This is a genomic window from Pseudomonas sp. GL_135 (genome assembly GCF_057834665.1).
The window spans coordinates 1214611-1240720 of sequence record NZ_CM174408.1 but is presented as its reverse complement, the minus strand read 5'-3'; the positions used below and the strand labels follow the sequence as shown (position 1 = coordinate 1240720).

The following is a 26110-nucleotide window of genomic DNA, read 5'->3' as shown; positions in this document are numbered from 1 at the left end:
CCTGTGAGCGCCGCTTTCAGGCTACCGAACGTCCGACGAGGATTTTCCGTCACGGCGGCCCTTGGCATCAGGCGACATTTTCTTATACCCTCGCGCCTTCCCTATTCGTCGCCCCGTGCGGCTTTCGCCGCAGGTCTCGCCCGTTTTTCAGAAAAACCTGGCTTTGAGGATCTGCGGTCTGTTGCAGACAAGGTAGTTAATGATGAGCGCAAGGCACTTTCTCTCGATGATGGACTACACCCCCGCTGAGCTGGTCGGGGTGATTCGTCGCGGCATTGAGCTGAAAGATCTGCGAAATCGAGGCGTGCTCTTCGAACCGTTGAAGGGCCGCATCCTGGCGATGATCTTCGAGAAATCCTCGACACGGACACGTGTTTCGTTCGAAGCCGGGATGATCCAGCTCGGCGGCCAGGCCATCTTTCTCTCGCCCAGAGACACCCAGCTGGGCCGTGGCGAGCCGATTGCCGATGGCGCGCGGGTCATGTCGCGGATGGTCGACGCCGTGATGATTCGTACGTTCGCCCACAGCAACCTCACCGAGTTTGCCGCCCATTCCCGCGTGCCGGTGATCAACGGCCTCTCCGATGACCTTCATCCCTGCCAACTGCTGGCCGACATGCAAACGTTCCTTGAGCACCGCGGCTCCATTCAGGGCAAGACCGTTGCATGGATCGGCGATGGCAACAACATGTGCAACAGCTATATAGAAGCAGCCATTCAGTTCGACTTTAATTTGCGGGTCGCCTGCCCGGAAGGCTACGAACCCAGTGCGCAGTACCTGGCCCTGGCGGGCGATCGCGTGACCCTGACCCGTGATCCCCAAGAAGCGGTAAAAGGTGCGCATCTGGTCTCCACCGATGTGTGGACGTCCATGGGCCAGGAAGAAGAAGCCGCCAGGCGTCTGGCCCTGTTCAAGCCGTTCCAGGTCACTCGCGCGATGCTCGACCGTGCGGCTGGCGACGTGATTTTCATGCACTGCCTGCCGGCGCACCGTGGCGAAGAAATCAGCGAAGACTTGCTTGATGACCCGCGCTCGGTGGCGTGGGATCAGGCGGAGAACCGGCTGCATGCGCAGAAAGCCCTGCTCGAATTCCTCGTCGCCCCTGCCTTGACCACTCCATGAGTCAGCCCCTTCTGCTGACCCTGCATAACCTGGCCTGTGGTTATCAGGACCAACGGGTGGTGCAAAAACTCAATTTGCACCTGAATGCAGGCGACATCGGTTGCCTGCTGGGTTCGTCCGGCTGCGGCAAAACCACCACCCTGCGCGCCATCGCCGGTTTCGAGCCGGTGCACGAGGGCGAGATCACGCTGGCAGGCGAAGTCATTTCACGGGCCGGGTTTACCCTGGCCCCGGAGAAGCGCCGGATCGGCATGGTCTTTCAGGACTACGCCCTGTTCCCGCACCTCACGGTCGCCGACAATATTGCCTTCGGCATCCGCAACCATCCGCGCCAGAAGCAGGTGGTTCAGGAGATGCTGGAGCTGGTCAATCTCGGCGCGCTGGGCACCCGTCATCCCCATGAGCTTTCCGGTGGACAGCAGCAACGTGTGGCGCTGGCCCGTGCGCTCGCCCCCGAGCCGCAGTTGTTGCTGCTCGATGAACCGTTCTCAAATCTGGATGGCGAGCTGCGCCGGCGCCTGAGCCACGAAGTGCGCGACATCCTCAAAGCCCGTGGCACCAGCGCGATTCTGGTCACCCACGACCAGGAAGAAGCCTTTGCCGTAAGCGATCACGTCGGCGTGTTCAAGGACGGTCGGCTGGAGCAGTGGGACACGCCCTACAACCTGTATCACGAGCCGGCGACGCCTTATGTCGCCAGCTTCGTCGGTCAGGGGTATTTCATTCGCGGGCAACTGATCGACGCCGAATCGGTGCAGACCGAGTTGGGGGTTCTGCGGGGCAATCGAGCCTATGCCGGCGCGAAGGGGACGCCGATGGAGGTGCTGCTGCGCCCTGATGACCTCATTTATGCGCCCGACAGCCCGATCAAGGCCCGCGTTGCGAGCCTGACGTTTCAGGGCGCGGCCACCCTGTATCGCCTGCAGTTGTCGACCGGTACACAGCTGGAAGCGTTGTTCCCCAGCCACGTGGATCTGCGCGCCGGGGATCAGGTCGGCTTCGAAGTCTCGGCCGAGCATCTGGTACTGTTTCCAACGTCGGGCAGCGTGCCGGTGCATCGGAGCGTTCCCGTGCATCGTGACGTGGCGGTCTGACGGCCTGTCATTCTCGGTCAGGCGCTCTCAGGCGAATATCTATTAGCTCAGTATCAACGCGCCGCTGGCCACCAGCGTCGCGTGCCCGCCGATCTTCACGCGTTCACCTTCCAGCCGGCAGAACAGCTCCCCTCCCCGCGCAGACGCCTGATAACCCGTCAGGCTGAATTTGTTGAGACGGGCCGACCAGTAGGGAATCAGGCTGCAGTGCGTCGAGCCCGTGACCGGGTCTTCATTGACGCCGATGCTCGGCGCAAAGTAGCGCGAGACAAAATCGTAGCGTTCGCCGTCACCCTTGGCGGTCACGATCACACCAGGCCACGGCAAACGCGCGATGGCGGCGAAGTCGGGCTTGCAATCGCGAACAGCCTGCTCGGACTCCAGCACCACGAGCAATTCCGCAGCGCTCAGCACGTCGACAACTTCCATGCCGAGGGCACGCTCGATTTCCACCGTCACGCCCTGCTCCGCAGGCGGCATCGAGGGGAAGTCCAGAACCAGACGGCTGTTTTCACGGCTCACACTCAACGGCCCGGATTTGCCAGTGAAGTGGATGACTTCGGCCTTCTCGGCGTACTTCTCGAACAACACAAACGCGCTGGCCAGGGTCGCGTGCCCGCACAGTGGTACTTCATGGGTCGGGGTAAACCAGCGGATATGCCAGCCCGGGGGTTCGCGGACCAGAAACGCGGTCTCCGACAAATTGTGCTCTGCAGCAATTTGCTGCATCAGTTGATCGGAAAGCCAGGCGTCGAGGCGGTAGACCATCGCCGGGTTGCCTGCGAAGGCGCGGTCGGTGAAGGCGTCGACCTGATGGAATTCAAGCTGCATGGAAGGCATCCCCGAGTGAATAGGCGCGGCAACCCGGTTCGGGCGCAGCGGGTCTGCGGTCAGTTTCACCGCATGAAAGGGTCAGGCATTTCTGACAAGCCCTACGAATCATTCCCGGCCTATCCGGGCAAAGGTCGCACTGGTGTGTTGTGCAAGCACAGCGGCGGGCAGTTCGACTTCAAGCCCGCGCCGACCTGCGCTGACAAAAATCGTCGCGAACGGTTGAGCGGACTCATCGATGAAAGTACGCAGCCTTTTCTTCTGCCCCAGCGGGCTGATTCCGCCCAGTAGGTAGCCAGTGGCCCGTTGGGCAGCCGTCGGATCAGCCATCTCAGCCTTCTTGGCGCCTGCGGCGTGGGCAAGGGCTTTTAAATCCAGCGAGCCCACGACGGGAACTACAGCCACCAGCAGCTCGCCTTTTTCGGTGCTGGCCAGCAGCGTCTTGAACACCTGAGCGGGGGCCAGATCGAGCTTTTCTGCCGCTTCCAGGCCATAGGAAGCGGCTTTGGGGTCGTGCTCATAACTGTGGACGCGATGTTCGGCGCGAACCTTTTTCAGTAAATCCAATGCAGGGGTCATGCAGCACTCCAGACAGCCAGACACTTTCTTGTTTGCTGCCGATACTTTAGGCCATTGGTTATCGAAATGCCTGCGTTTGAGCACGACTTATCCACTAATATCGGCGGCTCGGAACATTCATCGATAACGTTCGCTTTCGACCTTTGACAAGGTTCGTTTACGTCTATATTTTTTCGAATACGAATATCCAGCTTGCTTCCTTGGTGCCATCCCGGTATTCAGTGCGCAAAGGCAATTCGCGCAGGCATTCATACGGACGGCAGTTTCCGGACACTCGTTTTACTATCAGGCATTCACCATGACCGACAACGAAAACAAGAATTACATCATCGCTCTGGATCAAGGCACCACCAGTTCTCGCGCCATCATTTTTGACCGTGACGCCAACGTGGTGAGCAGCGCCCAGAGCGAGTTCGTTCAGCATTACCCCCAGCCTGGTTGGGTCGAGCACGATCCGATGGAGATTTTCGCGACCCAGACGGCGTGCATGACCAAAGTTCTGGCCCAGGCCAACCTGCACCACAATCAGATCGCCGCGATCGGTATTACCAATCAGCGTGAAACCACGGTGGTGTGGGAGAAAGACACCGGCCGGCCTATCTACAACGCCGTGGTCTGGCAATGCCGTCGCAGCACCGAGATCTGCCAGCAGCTCAAGCGTGACGGTCTGGAAGACTACATCCGGGACACCACCGGTCTGGTCATCGACCCGTACTTTTCCGGCAGCAAACTGAAGTGGATTCTTGACCACGTTGAGGGGAGCCGCGAGCGCGCCCGTCGTGGTGAGTTGCTGTTCGGCACCGTCGATAGCTGGCTGATCTGGAAATTTACCGGCGGCAAGGTCCACGTTACCGACTACACCAACGCCTCGCGCACGATGATGTTCAACATCCATACCCTGGAGTGGGATCAGCGCATGCTCGACGTGCTCGACGTGCCCCGGGAGATGTTGCCGGAGGTCAAGTCGTCATCCGAAGTCTATGGCCACAGCAAAAGCGGCATTCCCATCGCCGGGATCGCCGGTGATCAGCAATCGGCGCTGTTCGGCCAGATGTGCGTTGAACCGGGTCAGGCGAAGAACACCTACGGCACGGGCTGCTTCCTGCTGATGAACACGGGCAAAAAAGCCGTGAAATCCAGCCACGGCATGCTCACCACCATCGGCTGCGGTCCGCGCGGTGAAGTGGCGTATGCGCTGGAGGGCGCGGTGTTCAATGGCGGCTCCACCGTGCAGTGGCTGCGCGACGAGCTGAAAATCGTCAACGATTCCATGGACACCGAATACTTCGCCACCAAAGTGAAGAACAGCAATGGCGTCTATCTGGTGCCTGCGTTCACCGGTCTGGGCGCACCCTACTGGGACCCGTACGCACGGGGCGCCTTGTTCGGCCTCACCCGTGGCGTGAAGGTCGACCACATCATTCGTGCCGCACTGGAGTCCATCGCCTACCAGACCCGTGACGTGCTTGACGCCATGCAACAGGATGCCGGCGAGCCGCTCAAGGCGCTGCGCGTTGACGGCGGCGCAGTGGCGAACAACTTCCTCATGCAATTCCAGGCCGACATTCTCGGCACGCCGGTGGAGCGTCCGAAGATGCGCGAAACCACCGCATTGGGCGCAGCGTATCTGGCTGGCCTGGCGATCGGGTTCTGGAGCGGACTGGACGAACTGAGGGGCAAAGCCGTCATCGAGCGCAAGTTCGAGCCGCAATGCGATGACGCCGAGAAGGAAAAACTCTACGCCGGCTGGCGCAAGGCGGTGGACCGCACCCGCGACTGGGAACCCCACGAAGAGGTCGAATAAGCGCGATCCTGAACGAAGGGGCAGAGGCATTTTTTGCGGCTGACAGGTAATGGCTGCCTGCGGCATCATGGGCGCCCGTGCCCGAAGGATAAAAAATGAATCTGCCACCCCGTCAACAGCAGATCCTCGAGCTGGTCCGTGAGCGCGGCTACGTCAGCATCGAGGAAATGGCGCAGCTGTTCGTCGTGACCCCGCAAACCATCCGCCGTGACATCAATCAGCTCGCGGAAATGAACCTCCTGCGTCGCTACCACGGTGGCGCGGCCTACGACTCCAGCATTGAAAACACGGCCTACGCCATGCGTGCCGATCAGATGCGCGATGAGAAGCAACGCATCGCCGAGGCCATTGCCGCGCAGATCCCGGACCACGCGTCGCTGTTCATCAACATCGGCACCACCACCGAATCCATCGCCCGCGCGCTGCTTAATCACAATCACCTGAAGATCATCACCAACAATCTTCACGTGGCGTCGATTCTCAGCGGCAAGGATGATTTCGAAGTGCTGCTGGCGGGCGGTAATGTGCGCCGGGATGGCGGCGTGGTCGGTCAGGCAAGCGTGGATTTCATCACGCAGTTCAAGGTCGATTTCGCCCTTGTGGGCATCAGCGGAATCGATGAGGACGGCAGTCTGCTGGATTTCGATTATCAGGAAGTGCGCGTTTCTCAGGCGATCATCGCCAACGCGCGTCAGGTCATTCTGGCAGCGGACTCCAGCAAGTTCGGTCGTAACGCGATGGTTCGACTGGGGCCGATCACGCTGATCGACTGCCTTGTGACGGACCAGACGCCCGTGCCTGCGTTGGCGCAACTGCTGACGCAGAACAAGATTCGGCTGGAAGTCGTTTAACCCTCGATCCATGAACGAGCGCAGTGACCGCGCTCGCTTCACCTGGATGTTCGCTTTTGTTCCTTTCTCATCTCTCCCATCAGTATTTTCAATGAATACTCAGTGGCTGCGTTCGCGTTATTGCGCTACTATTTTCGGAAATGAACATAAATGTTCGAATTCGCCCTCCCTGTGGCGCAGAATTCGAACGCGATCGAACACTCAGGAGGCCCCGATGGCCCAGTCCACTTTGCCGACCCCACCCCTTTCCGAGGTCTACGACGTTGCCGTGATCGGTGGTGGCATCAATGGTGTCGGCATTGCGGCAGACGCATCGGGCCGGGGCCTTTCGGTCTTTCTCTGCGAGAAGGACGACCTCGCCAGCCACACCTCTTCAGCCAGCAGCAAGCTGATCCACGGTGGCCTGCGTTACCTGGAACACTATGAATTCCGTCTGGTTCGCGAAGCGCTGGCAGAACGTGAGGTGCTGCTCGAAAAAGCGCCGCACATCGTCAAGCCGATGCGTTTCGTGCTGCCTCACCGCCCGCACCTGCGCCCTGCGTGGATGATCCGCGCCGGGCTGTTCTTGTATGACCACCTTGGTAAACGCGAGAAGCTGGCAGCGTCGAAGACCATTCGCTTTGGCGCCGACAGCCCACTGAACAGCTCGATCACCAAGGGTTTTGAATACTCCGATTGCTGGGTCGACGATGCTCGTCTGGTGGTCCTCAACGCCATGGCCGCCCGTGAAAAAGGCGCGCACATTCATACCCAGACCCGCTGCCTGGGCGCCCATCGCAGCGGCGGCGTGTGGCACATGAACATGGAGCGTGCGGACGGCAGCCTGTTTTCCATTCGCGCCAAGGCGCTGGTCAACGCAGCCGGTCCATGGGTCGCCAAGTTCATTCGTGAAGACCTGAAGCTCGAATCGCAGTACGGCATTCGCCTCATTCAGGGCAGCCACTTGATCGTGCCGAAGCTGTATGAAGGCGAAAACGCGTTCATTCTGCAGAACGAAGATCAGCGAATCGTGTTCGCCATTCCGTACCTGGAACGCTTCACCATCATCGGTACGACCGACCGCGAATATTCTGACGATCCCGGCAAAGTAGCGATCACCGAAGGCGAGACCGATTACCTGCTGAAAATCGTCAACGATCACTTCAAGAAGCAACTCAGCCGCGCCGACATTCTGAGCACGTGGTCAGGCGTGCGTCCGCTGTGCAATGACGAGTCGGACAACCCGTCGGCGATCACCCGCGACTACACCTTGTCGCTGTCGGGCGGTGCTCAAGAAGCGCCGATTCTTTCCGTATTCGGCGGCAAGCTGACGACTTATCGGAAGCTGGCGGAATCGGCGATGCAGCAACTGGCGCCGTTCTTCCCGCAGATGAAGCCAAGCTGGACCGCAAAAGCCAGCCTGCCGGGCGGTGAAAGCATGACCACGCCAGCGTTGCTGGCGGCGCAACTGGAGCAGCGTTGCAGCTGGCTGCCAGCGGATATCGCCAAGCGCTGGTCGATTACTTATGGCTCACGCAGCTGGCGCATCGTCGAGGGCGTTCAAAGTCTCAGCGAAATGGGCGAACACTTGGGCGGCGGTCTGTACAGCCGCGAAGTGGATTACCTGTGCAGCGAAGAATGGGCGACCAAGGCCGAAGACATTCTGTGGCGCCGGACCAAGCTGGGTTTGTTCACCACTGATGAAGAGCACCAGAAGGTTCAGGCGTACCTGGACAAAGTGGCAGGCAGCAACGGTTCTATCGAGCGGCTTGAATGGCCAGTGCCCGCACCAAAGATCCACGCATAAATTGCCAGCCCCAATTCCCGGTTAAAGCCAGTCCTACGGAAGCACCACGATCCGGAGGGACCGGCCAGAACCGGTCCGGCGGAATCATCGCGATCCTGTGGGACCGGCTTTAGCCGGGAAAGCGTCAGACAGCACACCGCAAAACCATAAGTCGCAACACGCGCCACCCCGCCTTTATCATTCGGATTCCCGAACACACTGCCCCATCCGATTCGGAATCCCGGACGGCCGGCCCGCCACGCTCGATCCCTTCCTCCATAAATAACCAACACTTTCACGCCCTTAGCGTCGGTCACCTCTCTGGCACGACTCATGCTCTACACTCTTGCACGATTGCTTCGATGTAGCGTGTCGCCTGACTGGGCCGCCGTTGAAGCGCTCTGAAACGATAGGGCCGTCCAACACCGGTCCAATAAAAAAAACAATGTCGAGGAAAACCAGATGCGCATCGTTCCCCATATCCTGGGCGCAGCCATTGCTGCCGCTTTGATCACCACCCCTGTTTTCGCCGCCGAACTGACCGGCACTCTGAAGAAAATCAAAGAGTCCGGCACCATTACCCTCGGTCACCGCGACTCCTCCATTCCTTTTTCCTACATCGCTGACGCTTCCGGCGTGCCAGTGGGCTACTCCGCTGACATCCAGCTGAAGATCGTTGAAGCAATCAAAAAAGACCTGGACATGCCTGACCTGAAGGTCAAGTACAACCTGGTCACTTCCCAGACCCGTATCCCGCTGGTGCAGAACGGCACCGTCGACGTTGAATGCGGTTCGACCACCAATAACGCCGAGCGCGCCCAGCAAGTCGACTTCTCCGTCGGCATCTTCGAAATCGGCACCCGTCTGCTGAGCAAGGCTGACTCGTCCTACAAAGACTTCGACGACCTCAAAGGCAAGAACGTCGTGACCACGGCGGGCACCACGTCCGAGCGCATCCTCAAGGCGATGAACGCCGACAAGCAGATGGGCATGAACGTCATCTCTGCCAAAGACCACGGCGAGTCGTTCCAGATGCTGGAATCGGGCCGCGCCGTCGCCTTCATGATGGACGATGCCCTGCTCGCCGGCGAAATGGCCAAGGCCAAGAAGCCGACCGACTGGGCCGTTACCGGCACTCCTCAGTCCTACGAAATCTACGGCTGCATGGTTCGCAAGGAAGACCCAGCGTTCAAGAAAGCCGTGGATGACGCCATCGTTGCGACCTACAAATCGGGCGAGATCAACAAGATCTACGACAAGTGGTTCACCCAGCCGATTCCACCAAAAGGCTTGAACCTGATGTTCCCGATGAGCGAAGAGTTCAAAGCGCTGATCGCCAATCCGAATGACAAGCCGGCGCGGGACAAGAAGGCCTGAGTCCTTCGCTCCACCATCTTGAAACCGTGAAAAGCCTGACTTCCGGAGACGCCCTGCGTCTTCGGAAGCCGCTACCTGGCGTGTGCGTGCATAACGATCAATAAGGGGGAGACCCTGATGAATTACAACTGGGACTGGGGCGTGTTCTTCAAGTCCACGGGCGTCGGCAGCGAGACCTATCTGGACTGGTACATCACCGGGCTGGGCTGGACCATCGCCATTGCCGTCGCAGCCTGGATCATTGCGTTATTCCTGGGCTCGGTGCTCGGGGTCATGCGCACGGTGCCAAACCGCATCGTGTCTTCCATCGCCGCGATTTACGTGGAAATTTTCCGTAACGTGCCACTGCTGGTGCAGCTGTTCATCTGGTACTTCCTGGTGCCGGATCTGCTGCCTGAGAATCTGCAGGAGTGGTACAAGCAAGACCTCAATCCGACCACCTCGGCGTTCCTGAGCGTTGTCGTGTGCCTGGGCCTGTTCACCGCCGCACGTGTCTGCGAACAGGTGCGCACCGGTATTCAGGCGCTGCCGGTGGGGCAGGAATCCGCCGCCCGCGCCATGGGTTTCAAGCTGCCGCAGATCTACTGGAACGTGCTGCTGCCCCAGGCGTACCGGATCATCATTCCACCGCTTACCTCCGAATTCCTCAACGTGTTCAAGAACTCGTCCGTGGCGTCGCTGATCGGCCTGATGGAGTTGCTCGCGCAAACCAAACAGACCGCCGAGTTTTCCGCGAACCTGTTTGAAGCCTTCACCCTGGCCACGCTGATCTACTTCACGCTGAACATGAGCCTGATGCTGCTCATGCGTCTGGTCGAGAAGAAAGTCGCAGTGCCGGGCCTCATCTCCGTGGGAGGTAAATAATGGACTTCTCTGGAGTGATTCCCGCCATCCCGGGCATGTGGAACGGCATGCTCATGACCTTGCAATTGATGGCCATGGGCATTGTGGGCGGCATCATCATCGGCACGATTCTGGCGCTGATGCGGTTGTCGTCGAACAAGCTGGCGTCACGTGTTGCTGGCGCCTACGTCAACTACTTCCGGTCTATCCCGCTGCTGCTGGTCATCACCTGGTTCTACCTGGCGGTGCCGTTCGTGCTGCGCTGGATCACCGGCGAAGACACGCCGATCGGCGCGTTCACCTCCTGCGTCGTGGCGTTCATGATGTTCGAGGCGGCCTACTTCTGTGAAATCGTGCGGGCCGGTGTGCAGTCGATTTCCCGCGGTCAGATGGGAGCTGCTCAAGCATTGGGCATGACCTACGGCCAGATGATGCGCCTGATCATCCTGCCCCAGGCGTTCCGCAAGATGACCCCGTTGCTGTTGCAGCAGAGCATCATCCTGTTTCAGGACACCTCGCTGGTCTACACGGTCGGTCTGGTCGACTTCCTCAACTCGGCACGCTCCAGCGGCGACATCATCGGCCGCTCCAACGAGTTTCTGATTGTCGCCGGTCTGGTGTACTTCACGATCAGCTTCGCCGCGTCGCGCCTGGTCAAGTTCATGCAAAAAAGGTTAGCCGTATGATTTCCATCAAAAATATCAACAAGTGGTATGGGGACTTCCAGGTGCTGACCGATTGCAGCACGGAGGTCAAAAAAGGCGAAGTGATCGTGGTCTGCGGCCCGTCGGGCTCGGGCAAGTCCACGCTGATCAAATGCGTCAACGCGCTGGAGCCCTTTCAAAAAGGCGACATCGTGGTCGATGGCACCTCGATCGCTGACCCGAAAACCAATCTGCCGAAATTGCGCTCCCGTGTCGGCATGGTGTTCCAGCATTTCGAGCTGTTTCCGCACCTGACCATCACTGAAAACCTGACCATCGCGCAGATCAAGGTGCTGGGCCGCAGCAAGGAAGAGGCCACGAAAAAAGGCCTGCAACTGCTCGAACGTGTCGGCTTGTCGGCCCATGCCCACAAGCACCCGGGGCAACTGTCAGGCGGCCAGCAACAGCGTGTGGCGATTGCCCGCGCGCTGGCGATGGACCCGGTGGTGATGCTGTTCGACGAACCAACCTCCGCGCTCGACCCTGAAATGGTCAACGAAGTGCTCGACGTGATGGTGCAACTGGCCCACGAAGGCATGACCATGATGTGCGTGACCCACGAAATGGGCTTCGCCCGCAAAGTGGCGGATCGGGTGATCTTCATGGACAAGGGCCAGATCGTCGAAGACTGCGAGAAGGAAGAGTTTTTCGGCGACGTCAACGCGCGCTCCGAGCGGGCTCAGCAATTCCTCAACAAAATCCTGCAGCACTAAAAGCATTAGCCCTTAGAGGGCGTAAAAACCACCGGCCGCTCGTTCATCCCTGATGCAACGGGCGGCTGGTCGGTCCAGGACGACTGTGATGAAATGCGACCCCCCTCTCTACCGCGCCGCGCCGCCATCACTCGCCGTGAAACCCCGACTGATTCGCCATCTGTTCGTGCCGCCGCTGATCATCCTGCTGATGATTGCGCTGGGTTACGTCACCTATTTGTACAGCGAGAAAAACGCCATCAAGGCGCTGGGTGAAAACGGTCAGCGTCAGCTGGAGCTGCACGCGCGCACCGTCGAGAGCGAGATCAACAAATACAACTACCTGCCCAGCGTGCTGGAGCTGGAATCCAACGTTTCCGACCTGCTCAACAACCCGTCTGCGGAGCTGCGTTCCAAGGTCAACGATTACCTCGAGGGCCTGAACCGGCGCAGCCGCAGTCGGGCCATCTATGTGCTGGACACCACCGGCCGGGTGCTGGCGACCAGCAACTGGCGTGATGCCGACAGTTACCTCGGTGAGGACCTGTCCTTCCGCGCTTATTATCAGGACGCGATTCGCGGTCTGCCCGGGCGTTTTTACGGCATCGGCAGCACCACCGGCGAACCGGGTTATTACCTGGCCCACGGCCTGGAAGAGAAAGGCAAGATCATCGGCGTCGCGGTGATCAAGGTCCGCCTGGAAGCACTGGAAGAACGCTGGCAGCGCGCGCGACTTGAGGCGTTTGTCAGCGACGAGAACGGCATCATTATCCTTTCCAGCGACCCGGCGCGACGGCTGAAATCAGTCCGGCCGCTGACCGCCGAGATCAAGGAGCGGCTGGCGCGCAGCCTGCAATATTACTGGTGGCCGCTCAACGAGTTGGTGCCGCTGGAACGTGAATCGATCGCCGATGGGGTCGAGAAGCTGACCTTTCCCGCCAACACCAGCGTCGACCATGAGCACACGGTGGTGAGTTATCTGGCGCAGACCCGCGAACTGGCTGACACGCCGTGGCACCTGACCCTGCTGACGCCGCTGGAAGACCTGCGCCGGGAAGCCGCCAATCAAGGAATGCTCGTCGCCGTCGCCTGCGCGCTGGTGGCGTTTCTGCTGATTGCCTGGAACGAGCGGCGCAAGGTGATTTCCACCCGCCTCGCCGCCCGTGAGGCGCTGGAGCAGGCGAACAACGAACTGGAACGGCGCATCACCGACCGCACCGCCGACCTGCGCGCCAGCAACGAACGCCTGAAGGGGCAGATTCGCGAACGCCGCCAGGCCGAAGAAACCCTGCGCCAGGCGCAGGATGAACTGATCCAGGCCGGCAAGCTCGCCGCCATCGGCCAGATGTCCACCAGCATCGCCCACGAGCTGAATCAGCCACTTGCCGCACTGCGTACGTTGTCGGGCAACACCGTTCGGTTTCTCGAACGGGGTGCGCTGGACACGGCGAGTGCGAACCTGCGCACCATCAACGATCTGGTGGATCGCATGGGCCGCATCACTGCCAGCCTGCGCGCCTTCGCCCGACGTGGGGAAGACAAGGGCCAGGCGTCGCTGAGCAAAGCGGTCGACGCTGCGCTTCAATTGCTGGCGGCGCGCCTGGACAATGCGTCACTGGAGCTGCATCAGCAGATCGACGATGTCGAACTGGCGATTGACCAGACCCGGCTTGAGCAGATTCTGGTCAACCTTATCGGCAACGCGCTGGACGCCATGCAGGCGCAGCCGCTGCCGATTCTGTGGCTGGAAGGCGACGTGTTCGAGGGCCGCTACCGGTTGCGCGTGCGGGACAACGGCCACGGCATCGACGCCGAAGCGCGCAAGCATTTATTCGAGCCCTTCTTTACCACCAAGCCCGGCGAACAGGGACTGGGGTTGGGCCTGACGCTGTCCGCCAGCCTCGCTGCGGCGGCAGGCGGCACGCTCAACGCTGAAGACCCGGCCGAGGGGGGCACGATGTTCGTGCTGGTGTTGCCTCTGGTTGATCGCGGGGCGGCGGGTGTATGAGAGATCAACGCATTGCCGGACGTTTTCGGAGCCTATTTGCTCGCGAAAGCACCGGGGCAGTGACCCTGTTCAAAAACCTGACACACCGCTTCGCGGGTACGCACTGGAATACACCATGAACACTGATCTGACGGTACTTATCGTCGAAGACGACCCGCATGTCCTGCTCGGCTGCCAACAGGCGCTGGCGCTGGAAGACATACACAGCCAGGGTGTGGGCAGTGCGGAAGAAGCGCTGGGGTTGGTCAGTGAAAACTTCGCCGGCATCGTCATCAGTGACATTCGCCTGCCGGGCATGGACGGGCTTGAGCTGCTCAAGCGCCTGAAAGAACGCGATCGAACCCTGCCCGTGGTGCTGATCACCGGTCACGGCGACGTGTCGATGGCGGTCGGCGCGATGCGCGATGGCGCTTACGATTTCATGGAAAAGCCCTTCTCTCCCGAGCGCCTGGTCGAGGTTGCGCGCCGCGCGCTGGAGCAACGTGGGCTGGCCCGGGAGGTATGGTCATTGCGTCGGCAACTGGCCGAGCGCGACTCCCTCGAGGGCAAAATCATTGGTCGCTCCCAAGCGATGCAAACCCTGCGCGCGCTGATCGCCAACGTCGCGGACACCTCGGCCAATGTGCTGATCGAAGGCGAAACCGGCACCGGCAAGGAACTGGTCGCCCGTTGCCTGCATGACTTCAGCCGCCGCCATGACCATCAGTTCGTAGCACTTAACTGCGGCGGCCTGCCAGAAAGCCTGTTCGAGAGCGAAATCTTCGGTCACGAGGCGAACGCTTTCACCGGCGCCGGCAAACGTCGCATTGGCAAGATCGAACACGCGCACGACGGCACGCTGTTTCTCGACGAAGTGGAAAGTATGCCGATCAACCTGCAGATCAAACTGCTGCGGGTATTGCAGGAGCGCACGCTGGAGCGACTGGGTTCAAACCAGAGTGTGGCGGTGGACTGCCGGGTGATTGCGGCGACCAAGTCGGAGCTCAATGCGCTGAGTAAAGCGGGCCAGTTTCGCAGCGACCTGTATTACCGGCTCAACGTGGTAACCCTCGAACTGCCGCCCTTGCGAGAGCGTCGCGAAGACATCCTGCAGTTGTTCGAACATTTTCTGCAGCAGTCGTCGCTGCGCTTTGACCGTGAAGCGCCACAGCTGGATGCGCAGACCCGCTCGGCATTGCTGGCCCATGACTGGCCGGGCAATGTGCGTGAGCTGCGCAATGTCGCCGAGCGTTACGCGTTAGGCCTGCCGGCATTCAAAACGGCCGGTGCGGAAGTCGCCACCCAGCGCCTGGATTTCGCCGAAGCCGTGGAGGCGTTCGAGAAGAACCTGCTGGGCGAGGCGTTGCAGCGCAGCGGCGGGAATCTGAGTCAGGCCAGCCAGGAGCTGGGCATGGCCAAGACCACGTTGTTCGACAAGGTGAAGAAATACGGGTTGGGGTGACTGCGTGGGCTCACCCCCAACTGCTGTCATCTAACGTGCCGACAATTCCGATCTTCCCGCAGATGCACGAACCGTGGGAGCGAGCTTGCTCGCGAAGGGGCCGGTACATCCACCCCATATGCAGCGGTTGTAATGACCTCTTCGTGAGCAAGCTCACTCCCACAGGATCCGCGTACATCCTCTGAATCTTCAGCGGCTGAAATACCGCCTTCGTGAGCAAGGTGGAGCGCCACCCCGGTCACTCCCACATGATCGGTGCTGGCAACGCGATAACGCGGTGTCTGGACGACAGGAAATCTTAGAATCAGACACCGGCAACCCATGCATCCACCTCTGCCGCCGTCGGTGCAGTCGCCGGTCCCCAGAGGGTGACGGCGATGGCTGCGGCCGCATTGGCGCGCAGTGCCGCTTGAGCAGCTGTCAGCCCTGACGCCAGCCCGGCCAGCAGCACGCCTGCATGGGCATCGCCGGCGCCATTGGTGTCGATGGCCGTGACCGGGAAGCCGCGCACGTGTCGGGTCTCGGAACCCTGACGAATCCAGCAGCCGTTCGGTCCATCACGCACCACCAATAACGCGTCGTCGCGCAGCCAGTGCGCCAGCCTCTCCATACCCGCTTCGATCGTCTCGCACCCGGTGAAGCGCAGCGCCTCTTCCGCATTGCTCGTCCACAGCGTGATCAATGGCAACACCGCCTGCATGCCAGAGGCCTCCGGCGAATCAATCAGCGGCCCCGGATCGAACACTACGCCCGCCCCTGCCGGCAACCGCGCGAGCCAGTCCAGCAGCGTCGACACCTTGCCTTCGTGCAGCAAGCTGTAGCCGCTGACGAACACGTAATCCTCAGGCTGTACATTGACGCTACCCAGATCGTCAGCCGACAAACCGCCCTCGGCACCAACGTAGGAAATGAACGAGCGCTCGGCTGAGGGCTCTATGAGCGCCACCGACAGGCCGGTGTCCTGGCCCGTCGAGGCCGCAGTCGCGATGTCGATGCCCTCTGTCGCCATGGCCTGCCGCGCCAGATCGCCGAAACGCCCCGCACCGTGGCGACCGAGATACACCGTTGGCAGACCGTTGCGGCGCGCGGCGGCCATCACGTTGAAGCCTCCGCCGGTTTCAAAGGCCGCCGAACGGGCGAGCACATCGCCGCCGGAACGAGGCAAGGCGTCCAGCGCCATGACCAGATCGACCACGACCTGGCCGGTGTAGAGCAATCTAGCGGGCATGAACAACCTCTTCGGCGACAACGCGACGGTCACGGGCGCCGCCGAGCAAAGCATACAGACCGCCCGCCACCACGAACGTGACGATCCAGCCCAGGCCGTTATGGCCGAACCACGAGTCGGACAGCAAGCCCTTGAACAGCACATTCTCCGGTGTGGTTGCGACGGTGGTGAAACTGTAACCGAGCACGATGGCCAGGGCCCATGCACCCAGCGCACGCCACTCGATGCCGCCGCGATACCAATAGGCGCTGCGCGGCGAGACGTCCATCAAATCAGCCGGTGAGTAGTAGTGGCGATGCATGAGGTCGACGATGAAGATCCCCACCCACGCAGTGATCGGAACGGCGAGCATGGAAATGAACGTGATGAACGGGCCGTAAAAACTGTCGGCGATCAGCATGAAGTAAATCGAACCGGCGAAGATCGCCACGATGTCGACAATCACTGCGTGCACGCGCTTGATCCTCAGGCCCAGGGTCAGCGTGGTCAGGCCCGCCGAGTACACCGACAGATTATTGGAGAGCAGCAGCCCGCCGAACGCCGTGATCAGGTACGGCACCGCCATCCAGGTCGGCAGCAGCTCGCGAATCGCGATGATCGGATCGGTGGCCGACGCCAGGTGGTCATTGCCCACCGACAGCAGGCCGCCCAAGGTGATCAGCAACACCAGCGGGATGCCGGCGCCGAAAGCGGCCGACGCCACCAGCCGCGTGGCCTTGACGCTGCGATGCTGATAGCGCGACATGTCGGCGCCCGCGTTGGCCCAGCCGATGCCGGTGCCCGCCGCCATGGTGCCGATGCCGATGATCATCGCGCTCACCGGTGCAGGCGCGGCATTGAAGACGGCGGCCCAGTCGATGTGCGCGATCAGGAAGCCGCCGACGATGACGTTCAACGCGCCGAAGATGTACGTCGCCCATTTCTGGATGACCAGCAAGGTGGCGTGGCCCAGGCCAGAAACGGTCAGTGTCATCAGCACGAAAATGGCGATGAACACGAGGGTCAGGCCCGGCGCGCTCTTGGCCTCCACCGGCGTGGCGAAGAGGATCGAGCACAGCGACAGCAGTACGAACGCGGCGGTCGTGGTGTTCACGGTTTCCCAGCCCAGACGCGACATCAGCGAGACGATAGTCGGACCAATATTCCCGCGCACCCCGAAAATCGCCCGGGACAGCGTAAGACTCGGCGCCCTGCCCCGTCGGCCGGCAATGGAAATGACCCCGACCACCGCAAACGAACCGGCCGCGCCGAGGATGGCGACGATGATCGCCTGCCCGATCGACAGCCCGCGAAAGGCCACGAGCGTCGCCCCCAACGGCAGACCGAGGATGCTGATGTTGGCCGCGAACCACACCCAGAAAAGCTGCAGCGGGTGACCGTTGCATTCGTTTTCCGGAACCGGCTCGATGCCGCGTGTTTCAAGCTGACCTGCGCCTTGAGCGGCGTTGGATGACGTCATGTGAATGCTCCTGTGCCATTTGTTCTGGTTGTGGGCAGTGCGCAAAGCAAACGACATCCGTGTCAGCGTGGGCTTTTGCAGGCTGCAAAAACCCTGGCTCGCCGCTGCATAGAGCCGCGAGGTAGGTCTTGTTCTTTATACGGGCTGGCGTTGGTCGGATCAGACCCCGCGCAGGGACAGCAACTGCTCGACCACGGGATGAAGGTCGAGCGCGTTGACGGTCTGGATCTGTTTGATCAGCGGTGCAGGCCAGGCGCCCATGCCTTCACAGGCGCCGAGCATCGCCCCGAGAATGGCGGCAATAGTGTCGGTGTCGCCGCCCAGGCTGGCGGCCATGCACAGCGCATCGAATGCCGATACCTGCCCGCGAGCCACTTGATGAGCGAGGGCGAAGGCCGCGACTACCGATTCCTGGGAGGCGACGGACGTGCCGATCACGTCATAAATCAATTCGGGAAGTTGTTCATTGCTGCATCCGGCGCACAGCTGTTTGGCCCATCGGATTCGGGCGGCGATGCGGCCGCCGGCGATCCAGTAGCCGTAACGCTCGGCCTCCTGGGCAATGCGCGCGCCGACGTCGAGGGCGTCGCCGAGACTGGCGCCGCTGATGCCCGCCGAGACCACCGCCGCCACCGCCGCTGCGCTGGAGATGCCGAGGTTGGTGTTGTGGGTGACCTGGCAGGCCTGTTTCACCGCCTCGACGAAGCGCGCTTCATCGCGTACGTCGAAGGCAATGCCCACCGGCGTAATGCGCATCGCGGCGCCGTTGGTGGTGCCGAAACGCCCGGCTTCTTCAGGACTGTGCCCGGCCAGAATCATCTCGATGGCGCGCTTGGTCGAGGGGCCCAGCAAGTCTTGCGAACCCTTGGCCTGCATGACCGCCTCCCAGTCGATCAGGTGTTGCGCCAGGTCCGAAGGCTCGATGCGCCCTCTTCCGGCGACCAGCAGTTCGGCGACCAGCACCGCCTGTTCGGTGTCATCGGTGATAGAACCGGCAGGCATGTTCGGCGCGATGGGCTGATCGGCACCGGCGGCCTGCAACGTAGTAATGCGGTCGAATCGCTGCCTGATTTGCTCGCGACTCAGGGATTGCGTCGGCATGCCCAGGGCGTCGCCCAGCGCCAGTCCGTAGAAAGCGCCCAAGCCTCGGTCGCGAGTGTCGATCAGTGCGGTCATGTGGACGATCCAAAAGCCAGATGCAGACGAAAATGCACGGGGTCCAGAAGACTTTCCACGTGCTCCATGAAACGTTCGCGGCGATCAAACGTGGTGCGCGTCGCCTTGAGGAACACCGAGCCCGGCTGGCGCAACATCAGCGCCGCGTCGTCGTTGCTCAGGGGCTCGGCACCGATCCACTGATCGCCGCGATCCCCGACATAGCCGTGGGCGGCCAGCGTGACTGTCAGCGAGTCTTCGATCAGCCCGTCGCGGGGCAGATTTTCCAGGCCGTCGCAGGCCGGGATCAGCACGCGCTCCAACGACACGACGCTGCCATCGCCTGCCGTGCGACGGCGGTCCAGTGCGATGAACTCGGCGGTACCAAACCGGCCCGCCAGATCAGGCCGCTGCACCGCCACCAGACGCAAAATCTCGGTGCTGACCCTGGCACCGGTGTCGGCCAGGGCCTGAGCCCACCCGGCGCGCTGATCCAGCGAGATGCCGTCGTAGGTCACGATCGAGCCGACGCCGGTTTGCGTGGCGATGTAGTTGCGTCGCTTGAGTTCGGACAGCGCTTCGCGCAGCGTGCCCCGGCTGACGTTGAATTCCTGTGCAAGCAGATTCTCGCCGGGCAACAATTCGCCCGAGCCCATCTGGCCGCTTTCGATGCGTCGGGCCAGCTCATCCACTACGCGTTTTTTCTTGTCGAATCGAACCTGTCTAATCATGTACAAATTGATATCCGAAAGTGGCTGTGAGGAGCAAGTGTTTTTTGGAATGCAACGAGCGATGCGTAACAACACATGACAGTAGATAGCGCACCGCCGTTAACCGTCATCCGGGGTCCAGACACCCCGGATAACCGCCTTCGCAATGCGCTTCAGGGTTGCTGACAGGAGTCAGCTGACAGGGTCAACCACGCTCGATTCTTCGCCCACGATCTGACGAATGGCGCTGACGAACACGTCAACCGGTTGCCCACCGGAAACGGCGTACTGGTCGTTAAAAACGATGGTCGGTACCGAACTCACGCCCCGCGACACCCACAATTGTTCCAGTTCGCGAACTTCGCTGGCGTACTGGTCGCTGGCCAGCAAGGCCTCGGCGCGCACCCGGTCCAGCCCGACTTTCTGCGCAATATCTGCCAGCACTTGGTGGCTGGATACGTTGGCATGCTGGCTGAAGTACGCGGTGAACAGCGCGTCTTTCAGCGCATGCTGCTTGCCTTCCAGCTCGGCCCAGTGCAACAGTCGATGGGCATCGAATGTGTTGAAGATGCGTCGCTCGCCCTGCTTGAAAACGAACCCGAGCTCAGCGCCGCGCTCACGAATGTTCTCAGCGTTGGCCTTGAATTGTTCCCGCGTGGAGCCGTACTTTTCGGCGATGTGCTCGAAGATATCCTGGCCTTCCGGCGGCATCTGCGGGTTGAGTTCGAAGGGTTGGAAGTGGATGTCGGCCTGGACTTCATCGCCCAGGTGCTCAAGCGCCTGGTCCAGCGCGCGCAGGCCGACGATGCACCAGGGGCAGGACACGTCGGAGATGAAGTCGATTTTCAGCGGAGTGCTCATGGCAGCCTCGTGCAAGGGAGGGAAAGCGCCACGATACGCCCATCACGCCGGCGCTCAAACCCTACACCGGCGCGACTGTCCTCAACAGGCGGGTCAAGCCCGCCGCTGCATCAGAGCTGGGCGACGTGGGAAGCGTCCTCACGATGCTCGCGCAAATAGGGCAACACGGCCGCCAGCAACGGGGCTTTGAAGGCTTCCTGAAAACGGTGGGCCAGGCCGGGAATGAGCTTCAGTTGACTGCCCTGAATGTGTGCTGCCACATGAATCCCGTGCATCACTGGCAATAGCGGATCCGCCGTGCCGTGCACGACCAGTGTAGGCACCCTCAGGCGGTTCAACAGTTCGACTCGGCTGGGTTCGGCGAGGATCGCCAGAATCTGCCGTTTCACGCCTTCAGGATTGAACGCCCGGTCGTAGGATACCGCCGCCTGATGCAGCAGCATCTGCCGATCATCCTTGACCTCCGGGCTGCCCAGCGCCGCCAGAAGATCAGCCTGTTGCTCAAGGGCAGTCTGCCGGTCCGGCGCGCCGCGACGGGCCAGCAGTTGCAACAACGCCGGGCTGGGCATCGGCAGGCCGGGCGCGCCGGAGCTGGTCATGATCAACGTCAGACTCTCCACGCGCCTGGGCGCCATGTCCGCCAGATGCTGCGCGATCATGCCGCCCATGCTCGCGCCCAACACGTGAAACTGCTGAACGTGCAGCGCGTCCATCAGGCCCAGCGCATCCTGAGCCATGTCGGTGAGCGAGTACGGTGCCGAGACCGGCAGGCCGATTTTGTAGCGCAGCACTTCATAGGTGAGGTTGGAACTCGGCGGCGCCTGGACCCAGGTCGACAAACCCACGTCCCGGTTGTCGTAGCGAATGACGCGAAAGCCCTGCTGACACAGCGCGACGACCACTTCATCCGGCCAATGGATCAGCTGTCCACCGAGGCCCATGACCAGCAACAGCGCCGGATCGGAATCACGACCGATGCTCTGATACGCCAGGTGCACGTCATCGAGCTCGGCCACTTGCGTGGGAACATCAACATCGCATCGAGAGGCCGCAAAAGACGGCAGGCTGCACAAGAGCGCAGCCAGAAAAAGTAAAACCCGCATGGAAAAACACCGACACACAGAACCCCAGTAGGCCGCGAGTCTGATGAAGTTTTCTCAAGCGCGCTGCCACAGTTGCGTGACAGTTTGATGAAGAGGGCTGAGCGGTAGCAAAACGGTCATCTCGACCTGCATTCACGCGGCCGCTGTTGCCTGCGAGCTGATCGAATCTGCGACCCATAGGTTGTCGGCAAAACGCAATTGCGCTTCCTTCACCACCTCAAGCGCGGCCTCAGCGTTCACGCCGGCTGCGTCCAGTTCCCTTGCCACACCCAGCGACAGCACCTTGTAGATCGGCAGGCGGTCCAGCACCAGAGGCATTTGCTCCGTGGCACTCAGCACATCGACATGCAGGCCTTGCACAGGCAAACACACCGCAAGGCCAAGGTTGCTGCCCAGCCCGAGACCGCCGCAAGACACCGCGAGCAGCTTCTTGAGCGGCGAATATTGCAGGGCGTGGTAAGCGCGCTCGAAGGCGTTCTTCCAGTCCTGCGGCAAATCGAGGGTCAGAATGGGCTCGTCGATCTGCACCCACTCGACGCCCTTGCCCGCCAGCCGACCCAGGATCTCGCCGTACACCGGCAGCAGACGGTCAAGCAAGTCAAGCTTGTCGAAGCCTTCGCCCTCCGCCTGCCCCAGCCAGAGGTAGGTCAGCGGCCCGATGATTTCCGGCCGGATCGTTTGGCCCTGCGCGCGGGCTTCATCGACCTCATTGAACAGCGGCGCCCAATTCAGGTTAAAGCGTTGGTCCTGGGTGAACGTTGGCACTGCGTCCACCTCAACGCCGTCACCCAGGGTTTCGAGGATCTGCTTGAAGCCCATGGCCACGCCGATGTGAGGAAAATGAGTGTTGTTGACCTGGCCCATGCTGACTGCTTCCTTCAAACGATGGCGCCATTGTCGACACTTCTCCTTACATGAGACAAACTCATTAAATTCGTGTTGATCACAAAATTTACTCATGGAGCGCTTTCGGTGCTGGAAATTCGTCACCTGAAAACCCTGCACGCCTTACGCGAAGCAGACAGCCTCGTCGACGCGGCCGACCGCCTGCATCTGACGCAGTCGGCGCTGTCCCACCAGTTCAAGGAACTGGAAGAACGCATGGGCATGCCGCTGTTCGTGCGCAAGACCAAACCAGTGCGGTTCACCAGCGCGGGCTTGCGCCTGTTGCAACTGGCCGACTCGGTGCTGCCGCAGCTGCGTCACGCCGAGCGGGATATCTCGCGGCTCGCCGGCGGTGTCGCCGGACGCCTGCACATGGCGATCGAATGCCACAGTTGCTTTCAGTGGCTGATGCCGACGATCGATCAGTTCCGCGATGCGTGGCCGGAGGTGGAGCTTGATCTGGCGTCGGGCTTCGCTTTCGCGCCCCTGCCCGCCCTGGCCCGTGGCGATCTGGATCTGGTGGTGACCTCGGACCCGCTGGAACTGGCAGGCATTACCTATGTGCCGCTGTTCACCTACGAGGCCATGCTCGCAGTCGCCAACCAGCATCCGCTGGCGGCCAGGCCTTATGTGGTGCCGGAAGACCTGATCAATGAAACCCTGATCACCTACCCCGTCGAGCGCGACCGCCTGGACATTTTCACGCGCTTTCTCGAGCCGGCCGACATCGAACCGGCGCAGGTGCGCACGTCCGAGCTGACGGTGATGATGATGCAACTGGTGGCCAGCGGCCGCGGGGTATGTGGGATGCCCCACTGGGCGCTGCATGAATACAGCTCACGCGGGTACGTGAAGGGCAAGCGGCTGGGGGAAAAAGGATTGTTCGCCACGCTGTACGCAGCCATTCGTGCAGACATGCTGGACGCGCCCTACATGCGAGACTTCCTGCTGACGGCGAAGGACACGTCGTTTTCGACACTGGACGGGGTGAGTGCGGTGCGTTAACGCGCCACGCTGCTTACCCCATGCAATGCGGCCCCCTGCAGATCAGGCGTTTTGCAGGCGTCGGTACAGCGGCAGTATCGAATCCCGGGTCAGCGGCGCCAAGTGCAACTGGTCAATGTTCCCGCCGTCGACCCAGATGGCCTCTTCGATCTCGGCCGCGGGACTGACCGGGTCCTCAACCTGAACGCCATACAGCTGGCAGTTCACTTCGAAGCCCGGTTCGTTCGCCGCCACCGCCGAAAACTCACCCAAAAATCGCGCGTGTTCAGGCGCGATGACCAGTCCCAATTCCTCGTTCAGCTCACGGGCCAGCGCATCAAGCGCCGACTCACCGGCGTCGATCTTGCCGCCCGGCTGCATGAACGCCTCGGTCCCGCGTTTGCGCACCAGCAGTGTCTTGCCATCGGCGCGGGTCAGCAGCGCGGCGGCGATGCGGAGCGTTTTCACCGTCACAGCACCACCTCGGTTTTCAGCGCGCGGGTTTCTTCAGCCCGCTCCAGCGCCAGCGTGATCAAGCGGTCGATCAGCTCGGCGTAGCTCAATCCGCTGGCCTGCCAGAGTTTCGGGTACATGCTGATGGAGGTAAAACCGGGGAGCGTGTTGACCTCGTTGATGATGATTTCCCGTGCCTCGGTGACAAAGAAATCCACCCGCGCCAGGCCGGCGCAGCCCAGCACGCGATAGGCCTGCAGCGCCACTTCACGCACGGCCTCGCTCATATCCTCGGACATTTGCGCAGGGATGGCGATGCGGGCCTGACCGTCATTCAGGTACTTGGTGTCGTAGGCGTAGAACTCGTCATTGGCGACGACCTCACCACACACGCTGACCTTCGGTTCGTGGTTGCCCAGCACGGCGCATTCTACTTCACGACCGACGATGCCCTGCTCGATCAGCACCTTGTTGTCGTAGTCGAAAGCCAGTTTCAGGGCGGCGGCGTAACCGGCTTCGTCGGTGACTTTGCTCACGCCGACCGACGACCCCTGGCACGCCGGCTTGACGAAAAGCGGCAGGCCCAGCTGCGCAGAGACGCTGACAAAATCCACCGTCTCGCCACGCTGAAGGACCACGAAGGGCGCGACCGAAATACCCGCATCGCGCAGCAACCGCTTGGTCACGTCTTTGTCCATGCACGCCGCAGAGCTCAGCACATCCGGGCCCACGAACGGAATGTCCAGCAAGCGCAACATGCCTTGCAGGCAGCCGTCCTCCCCGAAACTGCCGTGGATCAGCGGGAACACCACATCGATGCGCGGCACCTTTGCGCCGGTCTGCACTTCCACGAACTGCGGCCCGCTGGCGCCAGGCATCAGCGAAAGCAGGCGGCCGGATTCACTGAGTTTGATATGCGCCGGATCGGTGGGGTTCTGCAGGTAATCCTGCTCGTCGAAGCGCAGCCAATGGGCCTGCTTGTCGACACCGATCAGGGTGATGGAGAAGTTGTTGCGATCAATCGCGTTGATCACGTTGCGCGCCGATTGCAACGACACTTCATGCTCGGAGGATTGCCCACCGAAAACGATGGCGACTGACTTTTTCAAAGGGGGATGCTCCTGAATTTCAGGCCGCAGAGCTAAAAGCAATTTTGCCCGATAGTCCAGTGCCAAGGTGGCCTGCAAGACGGAATACCGTGAAAAAACGGCAAAAAAAATCCCGCGCCCGGGTGATCGACTGGCGATGCCCGGAGCGCGGGAGGTACTGCTGTCATTCTTCTTTCTTGGCGCCGGAGCCAAAGGTGGCGAAACGCTTGTTAAAGCCGGCGATACGGCCTTCGGTGGTGGTTTTGCGCTGTTGACCGGTGTACATGGGATGCGACGCGCTGGACACGTCGAGGGCAACGTAAGGGTAGGAATTGCCATCGGTGTGAGTGTGCGTGCGGTCGGTGTCAACCGTGGAGCCGATCAGAAAAAATACATCGGCTGCGGTGTCGTGGAACAGGACCTGACGGTAGTCGGGATGGATGTCGGCTTTCATCGTCTTTCTCCAGAATGTAAACAATCATGTAATACGTTATACAGTATCAATTCGAGATAGTTCAACCGGAACCCATTTTGTAACGGTTACAACTTTCGCCTTTTCCGACGCCTCCCCTGCCGCTAACGTTCGCGCCCTGACGACCCAGCCCGGTCCTCAACGGGAACGGAATGAACAACAACACCAGGAGGTAGTGCCATGCACTTGATCGATCGTTACGAAATGAGCGTCCCCGCACACATGAAGCTGATCGACGCACGCAGCGCGTTGAATCATCTGCAGCGTCTGGTCCAGGCGACCGACGGCAAGCCTGAATCCAAGGAGCTCGTCAGCCTGATCGAAACGATCGTGGAGGCTTTTCATGAAGCCGCTGACGACGTCATGCCCGTCAACGACCACGACGTGTTCATGCGCCAGGCGTGCGAATGGAACTACATCGGGCTGTCTCCCAAAGAGCGCGAAGTGCTTCACGAGATCCGTTGCTGCAGCGACGATGGCAAGGAAGACATCTATCGAATGATCAGCGAGACACTGGACCGCAAGCCGATGCTGATGCCGGAAGCTCTGTAATCTGCGGTTGAGTTGGGGATCTGCGCGTAAAAAAGGGGCGCGTGTTAT

The 26110-nt window shown here is 61.0% G+C and carries 24 protein-coding genes and 1 pseudogene; 13 read left to right on the top strand and 12 right to left on the bottom strand.

Annotated elements, in window-relative coordinates; all coding sequences use genetic code 11:
- Positions 1-202 precede the first annotated feature (202 nt).
- The gene (gene argF / locus AC3ISG_RS05605; protein ID WP_489298696.1) at positions 203-1123 is read left to right on the top strand and encodes an ornithine carbamoyltransferase; all 921 of its coding nucleotides are present in this window, start codon (positions 203-205) and stop codon (positions 1121-1123) included.
- On the top strand, positions 1120-2217 hold the full coding sequence (locus AC3ISG_RS05600; protein WP_489298695.1) for an ABC transporter ATP-binding protein: 1098 nt from the start codon (positions 1120-1122) through the stop codon (positions 2215-2217). Before argF ends, AC3ISG_RS05600 begins: the two co-directional genes overlap by 4 nt.
- 42 nt (positions 2218-2259) lie before the next feature.
- On the opposite strand, the gene AC3ISG_RS05595 is transcribed toward AC3ISG_RS05600, so the two are convergent.
- Together AC3ISG_RS05595 and ybaK are read right to left on the bottom strand one after the other, a co-directional pair.
- A complete protein-coding gene (locus AC3ISG_RS05595; RefSeq protein ID WP_122536102.1) occupies positions 2260-3048 on the bottom strand; it encodes a PhzF family phenazine biosynthesis protein in 789 nt (262 codons plus the stop codon).
- A 108-nt stretch (positions 3049-3156) separates the two neighbouring features.
- The gene (gene ybaK, locus AC3ISG_RS05590; protein WP_122536101.1) at positions 3157-3627 is read right to left on the bottom strand and encodes a Cys-tRNA(Pro) deacylase; all 471 of its coding nucleotides are present in this window, start codon (positions 3625-3627) and stop codon (positions 3157-3159) included.
- Positions 3628-3925: 298 nt separating this feature from the next.
- Between ybaK and glpK the strand changes: the two genes are divergently transcribed.
- The 9 genes from glpK to aauR all read left to right on the top strand — a co-directional run bounded on the left by glpK (position 3926) and on the right by aauR (position 15112).
- On the top strand, positions 3926-5431 hold the full coding sequence (gene glpK / locus AC3ISG_RS05585) for a glycerol kinase GlpK (RefSeq protein WP_122536100.1): 1506 nt from the start codon (positions 3926-3928) through the stop codon (positions 5429-5431).
- Positions 5432-5526: 95 nt separating this feature from the next.
- Positions 5527-6282 (top strand): DeoR/GlpR family transcriptional regulator, encoded by a 756-nt coding sequence (locus AC3ISG_RS05580; protein WP_074888955.1) that lies wholly within the window; start codon positions 5527-5529, stop codon positions 6280-6282.
- A 214-nt stretch (positions 6283-6496) separates the two neighbouring features.
- Positions 6497-8068 (top strand): glycerol-3-phosphate dehydrogenase, encoded by a 1572-nt coding sequence (glpD, locus tag AC3ISG_RS05575; protein WP_489298694.1) that lies wholly within the window; start codon positions 6497-6499, stop codon positions 8066-8068.
- Positions 8069-8509: 441 nt separating this feature from the next.
- Positions 8510-9424 carry a glutamate/aspartate ABC transporter substrate-binding protein gene (locus AC3ISG_RS05570; protein WP_489298693.1) on the top strand — a complete coding sequence of 305 codons (915 nt, stop codon included), beginning with the start codon at positions 8510-8512 and terminating at the stop codon, positions 9422-9424.
- Between the two features lie 117 nt (positions 9425-9541).
- The gene (locus tag AC3ISG_RS05565) at positions 9542-10288 is read left to right on the top strand and encodes an amino acid ABC transporter permease (RefSeq protein WP_489298692.1); all 747 of its coding nucleotides are present in this window, start codon (positions 9542-9544) and stop codon (positions 10286-10288) included.
- Positions 10285-10953 carry an amino acid ABC transporter permease gene (locus AC3ISG_RS05560; RefSeq protein WP_172612954.1) on the top strand — a complete coding sequence of 223 codons (669 nt, stop codon included), beginning with the start codon at positions 10285-10287 and terminating at the stop codon, positions 10951-10953. The genes AC3ISG_RS05565 and AC3ISG_RS05560 overlap by 4 nt, the downstream gene beginning before the upstream one ends.
- Positions 10950-11684 carry an amino acid ABC transporter ATP-binding protein gene (locus AC3ISG_RS05555; protein ID WP_037012313.1) on the top strand — a complete coding sequence of 245 codons (735 nt, stop codon included), beginning with the start codon at positions 10950-10952 and terminating at the stop codon, positions 11682-11684. The genes AC3ISG_RS05560 and AC3ISG_RS05555 overlap by 4 nt, the downstream gene beginning before the upstream one ends.
- Before the next feature lie 88 nt (positions 11685-11772).
- On the top strand, positions 11773-13671 hold the full coding sequence (gene aauS / locus AC3ISG_RS05550) for a two-component sensor histidine kinase AauS (RefSeq protein WP_485617427.1): 1899 nt from the start codon (positions 11773-11775) through the stop codon (positions 13669-13671).
- Between the two features lie 115 nt (positions 13672-13786).
- A complete protein-coding gene (aauR, locus tag AC3ISG_RS05545; RefSeq protein ID WP_485617428.1) occupies positions 13787-15112 on the top strand; it encodes a two-component response regulator AauR in 1326 nt (441 codons plus the stop codon).
- Positions 15113-15416: 304 nt separating this feature from the next.
- Here the strand turns inward: aauR and AC3ISG_RS05540 are convergent, their stop codons facing one another.
- From AC3ISG_RS05540 to AC3ISG_RS05510, 7 genes and pseudogenes are all read right to left on the bottom strand, one after another.
- Entirely contained in the window at positions 15417-16340 is a 924-nt protein-coding gene (locus AC3ISG_RS05540) for a PfkB family carbohydrate kinase (RefSeq protein WP_489298691.1), read from the bottom strand.
- Entirely contained in the window at positions 16330-17799 is a 1470-nt protein-coding gene (locus tag AC3ISG_RS05535; protein WP_122622345.1) for a purine-cytosine permease family protein, read from the bottom strand. The genes AC3ISG_RS05540 and AC3ISG_RS05535 overlap by 11 nt, the downstream gene beginning before the upstream one ends.
- Positions 17800-17958: 159 nt before the next feature.
- On the bottom strand, positions 17959-18975 hold the full coding sequence (locus tag AC3ISG_RS05530) for an ADP-ribosylglycohydrolase family protein (protein WP_489298690.1): 1017 nt from the start codon (positions 18973-18975) through the stop codon (positions 17959-17961).
- Positions 18972-19685, bottom strand: coding sequence for a GntR family transcriptional regulator (locus AC3ISG_RS05525; RefSeq protein ID WP_163023094.1), 714 nt, complete (start codon positions 19683-19685; stop codon positions 18972-18974). The genes AC3ISG_RS05530 and AC3ISG_RS05525 overlap by 4 nt, the downstream gene beginning before the upstream one ends.
- 171 nt (positions 19686-19856) lie before the next feature.
- The gene (locus tag AC3ISG_RS05520; protein WP_272629952.1) at positions 19857-20525 is read right to left on the bottom strand and encodes a DsbA family oxidoreductase; all 669 of its coding nucleotides are present in this window, start codon (positions 20523-20525) and stop codon (positions 19857-19859) included.
- 110 nt (positions 20526-20635) lie between these two features.
- Entirely contained in the window at positions 20636-21628 is a 993-nt protein-coding gene (locus AC3ISG_RS05515; RefSeq protein ID WP_272629955.1) for an alpha/beta fold hydrolase, read from the bottom strand.
- 156 nt (positions 21629-21784) lie between these two features.
- Positions 21785-22393: pseudogene (locus AC3ISG_RS05510) on the bottom strand (uroporphyrinogen decarboxylase/cobalamine-independent methonine synthase family protein); the annotation flags it as partial.
- 207 nt (positions 22394-22600) lie between these two features.
- Between AC3ISG_RS05510 and metR the strand changes: the two are divergent.
- A complete protein-coding gene (gene metR / locus AC3ISG_RS05505; protein ID WP_065992512.1) occupies positions 22601-23518 on the top strand; it encodes a transcriptional regulator MetR in 918 nt (305 codons plus the stop codon).
- Between the two features lie 42 nt (positions 23519-23560).
- Here metR and AC3ISG_RS05500 read toward each other — a convergent pair whose 3' ends face one another.
- The 3 genes from AC3ISG_RS05500 to AC3ISG_RS05490 all read right to left on the bottom strand — a co-directional run bounded on the left by AC3ISG_RS05500 (position 23561) and on the right by AC3ISG_RS05490 (position 25492).
- On the bottom strand, positions 23561-23965 hold the full coding sequence (locus AC3ISG_RS05500) for an NUDIX hydrolase (RefSeq protein ID WP_489298689.1): 405 nt from the start codon (positions 23963-23965) through the stop codon (positions 23561-23563).
- A gap of 2 nt (positions 23966-23967) precedes the next feature.
- Positions 23968-25059, bottom strand: a complete 1092-nt coding sequence (gene ddlA, locus AC3ISG_RS05495) for a D-alanine--D-alanine ligase (RefSeq protein WP_489298688.1) — start codon at positions 25057-25059, stop codon at positions 23968-23970.
- Positions 25060-25222: 163 nt separating this feature from the next.
- Entirely contained in the window at positions 25223-25492 is a 270-nt protein-coding gene (locus AC3ISG_RS05490) for a type B 50S ribosomal protein L31 (RefSeq protein WP_122536087.1), read from the bottom strand.
- A 198-nt stretch (positions 25493-25690) separates the two neighbouring features.
- On the opposite strand from AC3ISG_RS05490, the gene AC3ISG_RS05485 reads away from it, so the two are divergent.
- Positions 25691-26062, top strand: a complete 372-nt coding sequence (locus AC3ISG_RS05485) for a hypothetical protein (protein ID WP_122536086.1) — start codon at positions 25691-25693, stop codon at positions 26060-26062.
- Positions 26063-26110: the final 48 nt, after the last annotated feature.

What these genes read in the sequence shown, in the direction of transcription:
- argF (WP_489298696.1), top strand. Translation starts at nt 203, where the DNA reads ATGAGCGCAAGGCACTTTCTCTCGATGATGGACTACACCCCCGCTGAG.
- AC3ISG_RS05600 (WP_489298695.1), top strand. Translation starts at nt 1,120, where the DNA reads ATGAGTCAGCCCCTTCTGCTGACCCTGCATAACCTGGCCTGTGGTTAT.
- AC3ISG_RS05595 (WP_122536102.1), bottom strand. Translation starts at nt 3,048, where the DNA reads ATGCAGCTTGAATTCCATCAGGTCGACGCCTTCACCGACCGCGCCTTC.
- ybaK (WP_122536101.1), bottom strand. Translation starts at nt 3,627, where the DNA reads ATGACCCCTGCATTGGATTTACTGAAAAAGGTTCGCGCCGAACATCGC.
- glpK (WP_122536100.1), top strand. Translation starts at nt 3,926, where the DNA reads ATGACCGACAACGAAAACAAGAATTACATCATCGCTCTGGATCAAGGC.
- AC3ISG_RS05580 (WP_074888955.1), top strand. Translation starts at nt 5,527, where the DNA reads ATGAATCTGCCACCCCGTCAACAGCAGATCCTCGAGCTGGTCCGTGAG.
- glpD (WP_489298694.1), top strand. Translation starts at nt 6,497, where the DNA reads ATGGCCCAGTCCACTTTGCCGACCCCACCCCTTTCCGAGGTCTACGAC.
- AC3ISG_RS05570 (WP_489298693.1), top strand. Translation starts at nt 8,510, where the DNA reads ATGCGCATCGTTCCCCATATCCTGGGCGCAGCCATTGCTGCCGCTTTG.
- AC3ISG_RS05565 (WP_489298692.1), top strand. Translation starts at nt 9,542, where the DNA reads ATGAATTACAACTGGGACTGGGGCGTGTTCTTCAAGTCCACGGGCGTC.
- AC3ISG_RS05555 (WP_037012313.1), top strand. Translation starts at nt 10,950, where the DNA reads ATGATTTCCATCAAAAATATCAACAAGTGGTATGGGGACTTCCAGGTG.
- aauS (WP_485617427.1), top strand. Translation starts at nt 11,773, where the DNA reads ATGAAATGCGACCCCCCTCTCTACCGCGCCGCGCCGCCATCACTCGCC.
- aauR (WP_485617428.1), top strand. Translation starts at nt 13,787, where the DNA reads ATGAACACTGATCTGACGGTACTTATCGTCGAAGACGACCCGCATGTC.
- AC3ISG_RS05540 (WP_489298691.1), bottom strand. Translation starts at nt 16,340, where the DNA reads ATGCCCGCTAGATTGCTCTACACCGGCCAGGTCGTGGTCGATCTGGTC.
- AC3ISG_RS05535 (WP_122622345.1), bottom strand. Translation starts at nt 17,799, where the DNA reads ATGACGTCATCCAACGCCGCTCAAGGCGCAGGTCAGCTTGAAACACGC.
- AC3ISG_RS05530 (WP_489298690.1), bottom strand. Translation starts at nt 18,975, where the DNA reads ATGACCGCACTGATCGACACTCGCGACCGAGGCTTGGGCGCTTTCTAC.
- AC3ISG_RS05525 (WP_163023094.1), bottom strand. Translation starts at nt 19,685, where the DNA reads ATGATTAGACAGGTTCGATTCGACAAGAAAAAACGCGTAGTGGATGAG.
- AC3ISG_RS05520 (WP_272629952.1), bottom strand. Translation starts at nt 20,525, where the DNA reads ATGAGCACTCCGCTGAAAATCGACTTCATCTCCGACGTGTCCTGCCCC.
- AC3ISG_RS05515 (WP_272629955.1), bottom strand. Translation starts at nt 21,628, where the DNA reads ATGCGGGTTTTACTTTTTCTGGCTGCGCTCTTGTGCAGCCTGCCGTCT.
- AC3ISG_RS05490 (WP_122536087.1), bottom strand. Translation starts at nt 25,492, where the DNA reads ATGAAAGCCGACATCCATCCCGACTACCGTCAGGTCCTGTTCCACGAC.
- AC3ISG_RS05485 (WP_122536086.1), top strand. Translation starts at nt 25,691, where the DNA reads ATGCACTTGATCGATCGTTACGAAATGAGCGTCCCCGCACACATGAAG.